Source organism: Streptomyces mayteni (assembly GCF_054783955.1).
On record NZ_BAAGPR010000011.1, the window covers coordinates 1 to 13,292 of the forward strand.

The 13,292-nt window shown below is 73.6% G+C and carries 8 protein-coding genes and 1 pseudogene; all 9 read right to left on the reverse strand.

Annotated features, from left to right (window positions below):
* The coding region (locus tag ACYVPE_RS07635; RefSeq protein ID WP_461032660.1) for a S8 family serine peptidase at window positions 1-1,316 on the reverse strand (1,316 nt) is incomplete at its 3' end.
* Between the two features lie 5 nt (window positions 1,317-1,321).
* Window positions 1,322-2,740 carry a type VII secretion integral membrane protein EccD gene (gene eccD, locus ACYVPE_RS07640; RefSeq protein ID WP_461032661.1) on the reverse strand — a complete coding sequence of 473 codons (1,419 nt, stop codon included), beginning with the start codon at window positions 2,738-2,740 and terminating at the stop codon, window positions 1,322-1,324.
* Entirely contained in the window at window positions 2,737-6,735 is a 3,999-nt protein-coding gene (gene eccCa / locus ACYVPE_RS07645) for a type VII secretion protein EccCa (protein WP_461032662.1), read from the reverse strand. The genes eccD and eccCa overlap by 4 nt, the downstream gene beginning before the upstream one ends.
* Entirely contained in the window at window positions 6,732-9,140 is a 2,409-nt protein-coding gene (locus ACYVPE_RS07650) for a hypothetical protein (protein ID WP_461032663.1), read from the reverse strand. Before ACYVPE_RS07650 ends, eccCa begins: the two co-directional genes overlap by 4 nt.
* Window positions 9,141-9,156: 16 nt before the next feature.
* Complete coding sequence (locus ACYVPE_RS07655) at window positions 9,157-9,495, reverse strand: hypothetical protein (protein ID WP_461032664.1); 339 nt, start codon at window positions 9,493-9,495, stop codon at window positions 9,157-9,159.
* A gap of 39 nt (window positions 9,496-9,534) precedes the next feature.
* Entirely contained in the window at window positions 9,535-10,767 is a 1,233-nt protein-coding gene (locus tag ACYVPE_RS07660) for a hypothetical protein (RefSeq protein WP_461032665.1), read from the reverse strand.
* The gene (locus ACYVPE_RS07665) at window positions 10,767-11,132 is read right to left on the reverse strand and encodes a hypothetical protein (protein ID WP_461032666.1); all 366 of its coding nucleotides are present in this window, start codon (window positions 11,130-11,132) and stop codon (window positions 10,767-10,769) included. The genes ACYVPE_RS07660 and ACYVPE_RS07665 overlap by 1 nt, the downstream gene beginning before the upstream one ends.
* Window positions 11,133-11,589: 457 nt before the next feature.
* A complete protein-coding gene (locus tag ACYVPE_RS07670; protein ID WP_461032667.1) occupies window positions 11,590-12,516 on the reverse strand; it encodes a helix-turn-helix domain-containing protein in 927 nt (308 codons plus the stop codon).
* A gap of 167 nt (window positions 12,517-12,683) precedes the next feature.
* Window positions 12,684-13,288: pseudogene (locus ACYVPE_RS07675) on the reverse strand (class II fructose-bisphosphate aldolase).
* Window positions 13,289-13,292 lie beyond the last annotated feature (4 nt).

Consider the following 13,292-nt stretch of genomic DNA (forward strand, 5'->3'; position numbering starts at 1 on the left):
CCGGTGGGCGCCGCCCGGCCGTCCGCCGGCCCCGGCCCGCCGCGCCAGGCCCCGGCGGTGGCCCGGCGCACCCCGGGAGCGCCGAGCAGGCTGAGCGCGACGGCGAGCAGCAGCGCGCCGCTCCACACCAGCGCCCTGCTGGTGTCGGCGCCGACCAACGGCTCGTCGCGCGGGACGAGTTGGACGGGGACGGCGCCGTACCCGCCCGCCTCGGCCTCCGGCCCACCGCCGTCGGTCTCGCTCGGCCCCAGCTGGGTCAGGGCGCCGAAGGGGTCGACGAGGCCGGCTCCGGTCCGGTCGTTGTGGCCGCCGCCGAGCGGCGAGGCGGTCTCCGTGAGCCGCGCGGCCACCTCCTCGGCGGTGAGGTCGCGGAAGCGGGAACGGACCAGGGCGGCCACGCCGGAGACCTGCGCGGCGGCGAAGCTGTTGCCCGACTCGACGCGGTAGCCGGTGCCTTCGGGGGCGACCACGGTCAGCGCGTCGCCGTAGGCGGCCAGGTCGATCCAGTCGCCGGTGTTGGACGACTCCATGGGCTGTCCTTCGTCGGTGACCGCGCCGACGGCGAGCACGCCCTCGTAGGCGGCCGGGTACATCAGGCCGCCCGCCGGGCCCTGGTCGCCCTCGTTGCCGGCGGCGGCGACCACGACGACGTCGCTCGCCACCGCGCGGGCCACCGCGTCCCTGACCGGCGGGTCGTCGACCGGCCGGCCGAGGGAGAGGTTGAGCACGCCGACGCCCTCCGCGACGGCGTCGTCGATGGCGGCGGCGATGGTCTCGGGCGGCACCTGTTCGACCGCGCCGTCCAGCCGCACCGGGTAGACGGTGGCGGCGGGCGCGACGCCCGTCATCCGGTCACCCGCCGCGCGGCGGGCCGCGATCAGCCCGGCCACGGCCGTGCCGTGGCCCGAGCAGTCCTGCCGGGGCGGCGGTGTGGTGCGCCTGGCCTCGCGCTCGGTCGTCACCGTGGTGAACTCGCTGCCCGGGACGACCGCCCCGTCGGCCAGGTCGGGGTGGCGGGCGTCGACGCCGGAGTCGACGACGCCCACGAGGACGTCCTCGCCGGTGGACAGGTCCCACGCCTGGCGCAGCCCGAGCAGGTTGATCAGCCGGTGCGGACCGATGTTCTCCCCCAGGTCGTCCTCGACGGCCTGGGTGCGGCACGGCGTGGCCGCGGCCGGTTGCGCGAGCCAGGGCACGGTCAGGACGGCCGCCACGGCGGCGAGGACCAGCGCCGTGCGGCGCTCCCGCTTCAACTCCCGCTTCAACTCCCGCTCCCGCTCCCGCTGCCGCTGCCGCTTCCGCCGCACCCTGGTCACCGCTCTCACACCCTCAGGTCGAGCACGGTGGAGTAGACGTCCCACACGGCGAGGCAGAGCGGGGCGACGGACAGCAGGAGCGTCGTCTCCAGCACGTCGATCACGCGGGAGAGCCTGGGGTTCAGCGCGGTGCGGCCGGCGAGGAGGCCGACGGCCCCGGTCACCAGGGCGGTCAGCAGCGCGACCGGCAGAACCACGCCGAGCATCGGGGTCCGCTCGCCGAAGTGGCCGGCCACGGAGGCGACCGCGGCGCCACCCGCCGCGAGCAGCCCGGCTGCCAGGGGGATGCCGATCTGGGCCGGCTCCCTGAACAGCCGGGCGCGCATCAGCATCAGCAGCACGAGGACCCCGCCGAGCACGCCAGGCCACAGCCGGGTCGAGGCGAACAGCAGGCACGCGCCCGCGGCGGCCACCAGGTGGCTGCCGGCCAGCATGCCGAGCAGCAGCCGCCTGGCGGCGCCGATCCTGGCGCGCAGCCGGTCGTGTTCGAGCTGGCTCGGCAGCGCGTCCAACTCCTCGACGGTGGCGGCGACCTGGGGGGCCGGGATGCGGGCGAGGCGCACGGCGAGCGTGGGCCACAGGGTGGTGAGGGCCAGGGCGAGCGGCGCCGCGACGGCGGCGGCGTTCGCCGGCGGAACGTCCCAGACCGCGCACACCAGCGCGCCGATCGCGGCGAGCGGCCCGATGACGACCAGGGCCGCGAAGGCCCCGTCGCCACCCTCGACCAGCAGCGGGCCGACCGCCCCGATCAGGGCCAACACCCCGCAGGCGAGGAGCAGTTGGCCGGCCGTGCCGGCGGTGAGGATCCCGGGCTCGCCCCCGAGCAGCCGGACCGCGCCGAGCATGGCAGGCGGCGCGGCCAGCACGGCGGCGAAGGCGCCGGCCGGCGGGTCGGCGAAGGCCCTCGACATCAGGACCCCGACGGCGAGCGCGAACAGGGCCGTGGCGAGGCCGAGCCAGCCGGCCAGCGGGCCAGGCGCCGCGTCGAGCGCGCCGCAGGCGGTGAGCACGGCCCCGGCGGCCAGCGCGCCGGTCGCCCGGCGGGTGGCGGCGGTGGGCCAGACGCCACCCACCGCGTTCCCGCCGAGCACCTCCACGACGTCGTCGTAGAGCGGCGCCGTGGCGTCGTCCGTGCCGTGGCCGACGAACAGCAGATCGCCCTCGCGCACCTCCTGGGCGGCGAGCGTGGCCGCGGTGTCGAGCCGGGTGCCGTCGGCGCGGCGCAGCACCCAGCCGCCGTGCCTGACCCCGCCGTCGGGGCCGGGTTCCTGGCCGGCGTGCCGCAGGAGCGCGGGCATCAGCCGGGCCAGGGGGACCGTGGCCGGGACGGCGAGGTCGGCGCGGCCCGTGGGTCCCGCGACGCCGACCCGGACGAACGTCGTGTTCGCCGACGTCGGTTGCTGGTGGGTGAGGCTGCCGCTCATGAGGGGGTCCCGATGGGGGTCTCGAGGGTGGTCAGGGGCGAGTCGGCGCGGAGGAGCTGCACCGGGACGTTGCCGAGCCTGCGGTGCAGGAGCAGCCCGCGGCCCTTGCGGCGCTGCGCCGGCTTGACGCCCCACAGCGGCAGCTCGTCCTTGGGGATGCTGAGCAGGACGGCGGGTGTGCCGAGTTCCTTGAGGCGGCCGAGCACGGGGTCGGCGACGGCGCGGGACGCACCGCCGGCCTGGCGGGTGATGAAGAGGTGGAGTCCGATCCCGCGGGCCTGCGGGAGCAGGTCGAGGAGTGCCTTGAGCGGGTTGCCGCGCGAGGTGGCGACGAGGTCGTAGTCGTCGACGAGGAGGTAGATCTCGGGGCCGGTCCACCAGGAGCGGTGGCGCAGCTGCTCGGGGGTGACGTCGCCGCCGGGGAGGCGTTTCCTGATCCCCTCGACGAGGCCGCCCACCACTTCCATGGAACGTTCGTGGGAGGCGGAGTAGCCGAGCAGGTTGGGTCCCTCGAACTCGCGGAGCATGGTCATGCGGTGGTCGAGGATGATGAGCTTGGCCTGCTCCGGGGTCCGGGTCGCGGTGACCTGGCGGGCGATGCCGCGCAGCAGTGACGTCTTCCCCGACTCGCTGTCGCCGATCACCATCAGCCCGGCGTCCTCGCCGGGGGTGAGCACGACCGGCTCCAGGCGGCTGCCCTCGACGCCGATCGTCACGCCGAACTGCGCGGTCGAGGCCGCGGGCAGGTCGGCCGTCGCGAAGCTGGTGGGCAGCAGCCGGACCCCGGGGGCGCGGCCGCCCGACCAGCCTTCGTCCACGCGGCGCACGAGCCCGGCCACGCCGTCGGCGAGCCCGGCGGCCGAGCGGACGCCGTCCACCCGCGGGACGGCGGTGAGGAAGTGGAGCTGCTCGTGGGTGATGCCGCGGCCCGGCCGGTCGGTGGGGATGGTGCGCTGGGCCTTGCGGTCCACCTCGGAGTCCAGGGCGTCGCCGAGCTTCAGCTCCACCTTGGTGCCGAGGAGGTCGCGCAGGCCCATGCGCATGTCGAGCCAGCGGTTCCCGGTGACGACCAGGTGGACGCCGTAGGTGAGCATCCGGCCGGCGACGGCCGTCAGGGTCCCCTCCAGCTCCGGGTAGTTCTGCCGCAGCACCGCCCAGCCGTCGACGACCAGGAAGACGTCGCCGTGGACATCGTCGCGGTGGGCCCCCTCGGCGCGGGCGCCGCGGTAGGTGGCCATCGACTCGATGCCGAGCTCGCGGAACCGGGTCTCGCGGGCCTCCATGACCTCCAGGACCTCGGCCACGGTCCGGTTGACCACCTCCGCGTCCAGCCGGCCGGCGACGCCGCCGACGTGCGGCAGCCCGGCGAGGGAGAACAGGGTGCCGCTGAAGTCGAGGCAGTAGAACTGCACTTCGGCCGGCGTGTGGCGCAGCGCGAGGGAGGCGATCAGGGCCCTGACGGCCGTCGACTTGCCGCTGTGCGGGCCGCCGACGATCGCGACGTGGCCACCGGCGCCCGTCAGGTCCAGCTCCAGCGGGTCGCGGCGCTGGTGGTACGGCCGGTCGACGACGCCGATGACCGCGGTCAACCCGGCGCCCTCGCCCCGGCGTTCCGGGCGCCCGGCGGGCCCGGCGGGCCCGGCGTGGAGCGCGTCCAGGGGCTCGGGCTCGTCGAGCGGCGGCAGCCAGACCTGGTGGGCCTGCGGCCCCTGTCCCGCCATCTGGCCGACCATCACGCCGAGCACCGTGTTGCCCGGGTCGTCGCCGTCGGTGAACTCGTCGGGCTCCGGCTCGGGTTCGGGCTCCGGCGGGCGCTCGTCGACGGGCACCGGCACATAGCCGGCGCGGAACCGCCGGACGTCCGTGGAGCCGCCGAGCACGACCGAGGCGCCGTCGTCACCGGTGCGGTAGGCGCCCGACACGTAGGCCGCGCGGAAGCGCTTGAGGGTGGTGGTGTCGGTCTTGAGGTAGCCGTGTCCCGGGGCGCTGGGCAGCCGGGCGGCGTCGGGGACGCCGATGGCGGTGCGGCTCTCGGCCTCGGAGAACGTGCGCAGGCCGATCCGGTAGGACAGGTGGGCCTCCAGGCCGCGCAGCTTGCTCTCGTCCAGGCGCTGGGAGGCCAGCAGCAGGTGCAGGCCGAGCGAGCGGCCGAGCCGGCCCATCTGGACGAAGAGCTCGGCGAAGTCCGGCTTCTGGGTGAGGAGTTCCGAGAACTCGTCCACGACGATGAACAGGCTGGGCAGCGGCGGCAGGGCCGCCCCGCGCTGGCGGGCGCGCTCGTAGTCCCGGATGGAGACGAGGTTGCCCGCGTCGCGCAGCACCTCCTGCCGCCGGTTCATCTCGCCGGAGAGCGCCTCCCGCGCCCGGTCCACCAGGCTGAGGTCGTCCTCCAGGTTGGTGATGACGGCCGCCACGTGCGGCAGCTCCGCCATGCCGGCGAACGTCGCGCCGCCCTTGAAGTCGATGAGGACGAAGTTGAGTTGCTGGGGCGAGTGGGTGGCCGCCATGCCGAGCACCAGGGTCCGCAGCAGCTCGGACTTGCCCGATCCGGTGGCGCCGACCACCAGGCCGTGCGGGCCCATGCCGCTCTGCGCCGACTCCTTGATGTCGAGGTCCAGCAGCCCGCCGTCCGCCGACACCCCGATCGGCACCCGCAGGCTGTCCCGCATGGGCCTGGCCCGCCACAGCGTGTCGAGGTCGAGGCGCCCGGGGTCCTGGATGCCGAGCAGTCCCGGCAGCGTGTTGACGGTGGTCGTCAGGTCCTCCGCGTCCCCCGAGGTGTCCACGTCCGGGCGGTAGGGGGCGAGTTGCATCGCCAGCGCCTCCGCCTCGGCCACGGTGAGCGCGTCGGCGGTGCCCAGCTCGTCGAGGGTGTCGCCGACGCGGACCGCGAGCGATGTCTCCCCGAGCTCGAGACGCACCCCGTGCGTCTCGGCCAGCGCGGCGGCCTGGCCGTCCACGTCGAGCACCGTGACCCCCTGCATGCCGTTGGGGTCGAGCAGCGCCTCACCCCCGCCGACCAGGCCGCCGTCCAGGACGACCAGCAGGTGCGGGAGGTCGGGATCGGGCGTGGCACCACGGTGGAAGCGGGTCCTGCGGCTCAGCTCGGCGCCCAGCCACTCCTCCAGCACGGCCACCGACGGGTGGGTCATCCGCACCGGCCCCACGTGGTCGAGTTCGTCGGGGTGGTGGAGGTGCGGCAGCCACTTCAGCCAGCCCCACTCCGGCCCCTCGACGTCCCCGACGCACGCCACGACCCGCAGGTCCCGCGGCGAGTGGAACGTCACCGCCTGGGCGATGATCGCGCGGAACAACGCCCGCGCGGCGTCCTGGTCCTCGCCACCGGTGACCGACACGGCCGCGAAGCGCCGCAGCGCGACCTGCACCGGCAGGTCGGGGACGACCGAGTGCGTCGTGACGAACCGCCTCAGCGCGACCGTGCACAGCGGGTCCAGGTCCTCCACGGGCGCCGACTCGCCGGGCACCAGCGGCCTCGCCAGGTGGTGCGGGCCGACGCCGATCCGCACCACGCCGAAGTCCGGGTCACCGCCGCGACGTTCCCACAGCCGGCGGCTGTCGGCGAGACACCACAGCTGGCGCGGCTCGGGTGCCCCCCACTCCAGCGCCTCCCGCTGCGCCTCGGCGGTGCGCCGCACCTCGGTCCTGGTGCGTTCGAGATGCCGCAGGTACTCGCGGCGGTCGTTGCGGGCCTGGCCCTTCACCGTGCCGCGCTGCCGCATCACGAACCCGACGACCATCGCGAGGCAGGACACCAGGAACAACGCGCCGATGATGTAGCCGATGGGGCCGCGCCGCATCGTCAGCATGTAGAACACCGACCCGAAGCCGCTGAGCGCGGGCAGCACGGTCAGCCAGATGTTGCCCTCCTCCGGCTTCGGCAGCAACGGGGGCGGCTTCAGCACCAGCTCCTTCGTCGGCACCACCGGCCGCGCCACCCGCGCCGGCCGCCGCACGACGGTCGTCGGCCCGGTCATGGCCGCCTCCGCCAGTCGCCGTCCCCCTGGCCGATCACTTCCGAGACTTCTTTGTCCTCGTCGTATTCGTTCTGGACGTCGTCCAGTTCAATCTGGGCGGAGCGCCCTTCCTGGAAGTCGCCGCCCACCTCGCCTAGGGCGTCCGTGATCGCCTGCCGTTGGTTCCGGCCGGAGTCGGTGCCGATCAGTTCCCACTGCTGCGGAGTCAGGTCGTCCCACCTCTCGCCGTTGTAGGGAATGGTTCGACCGGTCGGGGTGGCGTCCATTCCCTGCCATTCGGTGCGCCGCGCGACGTCGTAGATTGTGTGCAGCTCCTCCGTGTCGCCCACTTGGTTCTCCCAGTAGCGGCGCAGGCTGTCGTTCCTCTTGGCGGTGGACTCGGGCTCGCTGGCGAGATTGGAGGCCGCGTCCGCGAGTGCGGCAGCCCGTCTGTATTCCCCGGCTGCGGAGAGCGCCGTCTTCACCACTTTGAAACTCGTCTTCGCGACCTCGTCGCTCTGCTTGTCTCTCTCGTATGCCACGGCCAACTCGGCGTTGGTTACGGCACCGCTCAGCTGGCCGAGCTGCCGGAACTCGGCGGGCACCGTTCCGGTCCCCGGGGCGTCTTCGAAAACGCTCCGAGCTCGATGCTCGATGTAGTCGCCGACCGAGGATTTGAACGCCTCGGCATTCTGCCGCTCAGGGTCCATCAGCACCGAGAACAGATTGCTTCGCTCGTTCTCCGAGAGCGGGAAATTGTTGCTCTGGAGCACGGGGGGGCTGTCTTGATTTCCTGTGGCGACAGCGGAGAGACGGTTCAGGTATTCCCTGTTCCCGGCGATGTTCCCGAGGGCGGTCTCGGCCTCCGGTGGGAATTTCCTCCCGGTGTCGACATAGCCGTTGGCGTTGTCAGCCACGTACTGCATCAGAGTGTGGCCGGCTTTCAGCCTGTTCGCCTCAGCCTCGGTGAACCTCTCCCCCTCGGGCAGGGTACCCTCCCGCATCAGGTCGCCCACGGCCCGGCCGCCGTCCGCCCAGGACGAGCTGAAAGACGGGTCGAGCAGCCGGCCGATCTGGTTCTTGTCGCTCAGGAAGGCCGCAGCGGCGTCGTTGTTCCTGGCGGCGAGCGACAGGAGCTCAGGGCTGCCTTCGAGCGGGTCGGCGGTGTGGGGGGCACCCCAGTAGGACTGATAGTCCTGTTGCGCGTTGATGGACGCGTTGATCAGCGCCGTGCCGAAATCCTTGCTCGGAGTGATGGTGCTCTGGCTCATGAGGGCGCTGAAATCATTGAAACGCTCGGCCTGCCGCGAGACGCTCCACGGAGGGTCCTCCTGGAATTCGTTCAGTCTCCGGTCGACGAACTCGCGCACGAAATCGGGCCGTTCGGGACCGGTGGAGGCGGCGACGACGCCGTTGGCGATCGACTTCTGGAAGTCTTTGTACGACTCGTCGAGCCGTCCGATCCGGAGCAGGTCGTCCGTGGTCATCTTGCCGTAGAACGCGTTCAGGTACGCCTGCTGCTGGGGCGTCAGTTTCTTGTCCCCGTCCTCCGCGTCCACGTCCTCCGCGACGCTGTTGACCCCGGACGTGTACATCGCCAGCAGCTTGGGGTCCGGGTTCTCCTCGCCGAGGAGCTTCTTCACCTCGTCGCCGGTGAACGCGGCCATCTCCTTGCTGCGCCATATCCCCAAGGGGCCCTGGGAGGTGTCGAAACCGGCGCCCTCCAGCTCGGCTCCGTACCCGGCCAGCTTCTGCCGGTACTGCCGAATGGCCCCCGTGATCTCCTCGTCCGCCCAACTGGCCTCGTCGGCCGTCATGTTCAGGTAGGAGTCGCGGATATCGGTGGGGAGGTTCGGCGGAGGGGTCCACACGCCTCCCGAGAGCACGCCGTCGTACTCCACGTTGTTGAAGTCGAACCGGGGAATCCCCGGGCCGAACGCCGGCCTGAGCGTGGGGGGATTGGGGACCGGCTGGCTCGCGAAGAACCGCTGGGCCTGCCCCCACCACCCCACCGCCGCGGCCGAGTTGCGCTCGAGGATCTGCTGCATGCCGACGCTCCCCCCGCCGCCGTCGATCCGCTCGTCCACCTCGTCCCTGGTGTCCGTGGCGTGGTTCATGGCCCGGACGAGCATCCGGACGACCTTGTCGATGCGCTCGCCGTTGCCCTGCAGGCCGGCGGAGGTGATGTCGACGCGGTCGTCCTCGACGAACGCGGCGCCGTTGAGCGCTCCCGCCTGCTTCCCCATCCGCGTCGCGCGTTCGGAGAACTCACCGGCGGTCCCTGCCCCCTGCGCGGCCCGCGCGAAGATCGACGCGGTGTCCGCCATGTGGTCCGTGTCCACCTCGGCGGCGAACTCCTCGCGATGGGTCCACGGCTTCGCGTCTCCCGCCGCTTCCACATCGGCCCTGGTGAATGTGACGTCCATGGCGGCCCCCGCCCCCCTATATCCCGTCGGCGATCGCCCGCGCGACCGCCGTGTCCACCTGGGTGACGGCCGCCGTGGCGCCCATGTCCGTCTCGTCGCCGATGTCCGCCGTCAGCTGGTCGGCGTCGGACATGTTCTCCCGCCCCTCGGCCGCCTGCCCCACCTCCCGCACCTGGCGGTCGCGGGTCGCGATCAGCGAGGCGACGAAGGCGTCGGCGCCGCCGAAGCCGCCGGCGTCCGGCTGGGCGTTGCCCAGCTGACGGCGCGCGCCCTCCGCCGCGTCGGCGGACTCCAGGCTCACCCGGGCCGCCTCCCGGAACTCGTCCGGGATGAAGTACAGACCGTCGTCGGACATGGCTTCCCCCTCCCCCTCGCCTTCTCCTGCCGGTTTCGCCTACTCGCCCAGCACGCCCGTGCCGGCCCGCCGGTGCGGTGACCACACCTCGGGGTCCTCGGTGAGCTCGGTGGGCCGGCCCTGCCGGCCCGACTCGCCACCGTTCGACCGTCCCCCCGCGCCCATCGCGCCCGGTGGCGGCGCGAACGGCCGGCCACCCTGGGCCGCCTCGCGCATCGCGAACCGGCTGGCGACCGCGGCGCGTTGGTTCAGGTTGCGCTGCGCCTCGCGCATCACCTGCTGCTGCGCGGGACCCGGCTGGGCCACGCTCGGCGGCAGCACCCCGCCGTACATCCCGCCGAGCCCGCCGCCCCCGCCGACGGCGCCCACGCCGCCGCCGAGCCCGGCGAGGCCGACGCCGGTGGCCGCCGCGCTGGGCCCGGTGCCGAGCCCGGAGAGCCGGGTCGCGTACTCGGTGGACTCCCCGAACGGCTCCCCGGTGACGGGGTCGATCCACCGGCCGCTGCCCGGGTCGAACTCACGGCCCGTCGCCGGGTCGACCAGGTACCCGCTGTTCGGGCTCTGCACCCAGCCGCCGAACTCGTCGTTCTCCGGGCCCAGTACCGAGAGGTACGGGGGGTACTCCCCATCCGGCGTCTGGCCGTTGGTGGCCGGCGGGTGCCCCTCGATCAGGTTGTCCTCAGGCCGCCTGGTCGCCGGGGGTGCCGGCGGGCCCAATCGGTCGGCGGCGCTCGGCCCGGGCCCCGCGGGGGCGTCCGACCTGAGCGGGCCGCCACGCTCGGGGGAGGCCGGCGGGTCGCCGCCAGTCACCTGGGCGACGTCCCGGCCGAGTTGCGCCAGCACGCTCCGGGCCTCCGCGAGCAGCCGCTCCTGTTCCGCCTCGCCACGCACCGCCGCGCCCGCCGTGGTGGGACTGATCTCGTCGCCCACCACGTTCACCTGGGCCTCCTCGTACTCGACGAGCAGGGTCAACGCCCGCTCCGTGGCCCGGGCCGACGCCTCCCCCGCGGCGCGCAACTGGCCGGAGAGCCGCTGCGCCACCCCGCTCGCGACCTCGGCCCAGTCCGCCGTCCTGCCGAGCCGGTCGGCGAGTTCGACCATCCCGGCGCCCCGCTCGGCCTCGGCGTTCCTGGCCGCGGCCATGAGCAGGTCACGTTCGTCGGTGCCCTTGTCGGCCACGGCGGCCCAGGTGGTGGCCATCGCGTGGATCGACACGTGCTGGGCGCTGAGAATGCGCCGGATGACCGCCATGAACTCCTCGTCGTTCGCCATCACACTCCCTCCCTTCCGCTCGTCGAGGACGCCTGTGCGCGCTGGGCGGCCTCGCCCGCCTCGACGAGCCTGCCGTGCGCCGCCTGGTCGGTCTCCTCGGCGATCTCGGCCATCCGGTAGGCGCTGTCGCTGATGTCCTGCACGGTCAGCCCGGTCCAGCCCAACTCCTCCGCCATGGCGGAGGCGGCCGACTCCAACGCCTGCTCGGCGACCTCGCCGCCCGGCACCTGCCCGAACAGCCCGCGGGCGCCACCAACGGCGCCGAACGCTCCACGCATCGCGGCGAGTTGCTCACTGTCCCGAGCCTGGTCCCCCGCCTGCCGCGCCGCGCCGGGGTTCAGGTCCACGTCACCTGGTTCCGTCATGACTCAGCGCCCGCCGCCCTCGTGGCCGATCGTCGGCACGTTGTTCCAGATCGAGGTGTACCGGTCCGTCTCGAGGTCCTCGCTGGCAAACCTGCTGGTGTCGCCCCCGTACGCCATGTCCCCCTGCCTTTCGTCGTCGATGCTCGCCGCGTCCGTGCCCGTGTCCGCGTCCGTCTCCCGGCGGGTGTTCGCCGGCAGTCCCAGGTGCTGCGACAGCTGACCCGCTCGACCTCTTCGGGAACGGGTCCCACGGCCCGGTCCGCGGCAGAAACGAGTCTGTGGCGGTCGAGAGGCGCCGGGCAACGGCCGCCGGCCGTCCCGGACAGCCGACCGGCGTCCGGCCTGGTCAGCGGCCTGTCCGGACACAGTCCCGGACGCGCATCCGATCGGGGACCGCCGAGGGGCGGGCGTGGCGGAACGACAGCGGGTCAGCGGCCCGCCTCGGGGAACGACCCGGTCAGGAAGGGGTGTTGATGAGGAAGGCCGGTGCGGAACCGCCGGTGCAGGGGCCCTGGATCGCTTCCGCCCCGGCGGACGCGTCATCGCCCGCGAAGGACAGGCACTGGTCGGCCCGCTCGTTCCGCAGCAGGTAGGCGGGGCCCTCCGAGCCAGCCGGCGGGGAGACCGGCTCCAGCCGGAAGTGCTGCTCGGGCCGGCCGGCGGCGCAGTTGACCACGTCCACGGGTTCGAGAAGGCCGGCGGCCGGGCCCCCGGCCAGCAGGCTGAGGCAGCCGCGTCCCTCGGAGGGCTTCTCCCACTCCACGAAGTACCAGTCGTCCACGCCGACGGCCCGCAGGTAGGTACGCGGGCCGTCGTCCGCGTCGCAGGGCCCCGCGACGGCGACCGCGGAGCCGTAGGCGCCACTGCGTTGCCGGCCCTCGGTGAGGCACAGGTCGGGAGCGTGCGCGGGGCGGATCTCCACCTCGCCGTCCGCGAAGGGCAGGGCGGACGGGCCGGGTTCGGACGCCGGCTCGCCCCCGTCGGGCCACAGGGCGAACGCGCCGGCCGTCACCAGCACCGCCACCCCGAGCCCGATCGCTCCCGGGACGAGCATCCGGCGCCGCCCGGGAGCGTCGTCCGCCTCCGGCGGAGGCGGAGTCGGCGCGGCGACCCGCTCCCTGGCGGCCAGCCACTCCCGTACGTCGCTCTCCGCGCCGCCGCAGGCCCGGACGAACGCCGCGAGGACGTCGGGCCGCGGCAGCGTGGACCGGTTCAGGACGTCGGCGAGGGTACTGCGGGGCAGGACGTCGCCCCGCGACTCGGCGCGTTCCCCGAGCTGCCGTAACGACAGGCCGGAGTACTCCTTCAACGCGCGCATCGCCGCGACGAACTCGTCGACGTCCTGCGCGCCGGCGGGTGAAGGCAGCGCGCCACCTGGGGTCATGGGCTCATCCTCAGGGCAGCGGAACGCGCGAGCAACCCCCCTCGGTCGACAGGTCAGGTGCGAAGGGAGCGGTCGGTGGAACGCGACGACTCGCAGACGGGAGAACATGTGCCCCGCGACGGCTCGGGTGAACGCGTACTGCGTGTCCGTGTTGACGTTCATCTTGATCACGCCGTGGTCCAGCGCCTGCTCGATCTCCTCGGGCGCTTCGCCGAGGCGACCTCCTGGCCGGTCTTCAGGATCTCCGGTCGGAGCTCGACGTCGCCCGGCCTGTACACACCGTGCACGTTGCCGAACGTCGCCGCCAACAGGTAGCGCCCCTCTCACCGCCGACGACGCCGATCTCGACTTCGAGAACGTTCTTCGCCCTGGCCGCCTCGTCGAGGAGGTCGGCGGCGTTCCGCGGGTTCTCGCCGAGCTCCACGGCGGAGCCGTCCCACATGTGGGACTGGAACAGCGGGCCGCGCCCCGGGCCGGGGGCAGTGGTCCGTGTGGAGGGCGGTGTCGACCGGATAGGCGTCCGCGACCGCGTGGGTGAACTCCGCCACCGCCACCGCGCCGCGGACCGCCTCGGCGGCGTCGCCACCGTCCAGGTGACGGTGGCCGCGCCCACCGTCACCTGGACGATTCCGTCGGAGCCGGCTTCGGAGAAGCCCCGCAGAGCCGCGTGCGGGGATTCGGAGTCGCTCACGTTGATGGCCGGGATCGCGTAGCGCTCGTTCTTCGCCCGGTCCAACATCTCGTGGTAGACCTCGGGGCTGGCAACGGGCATCGGG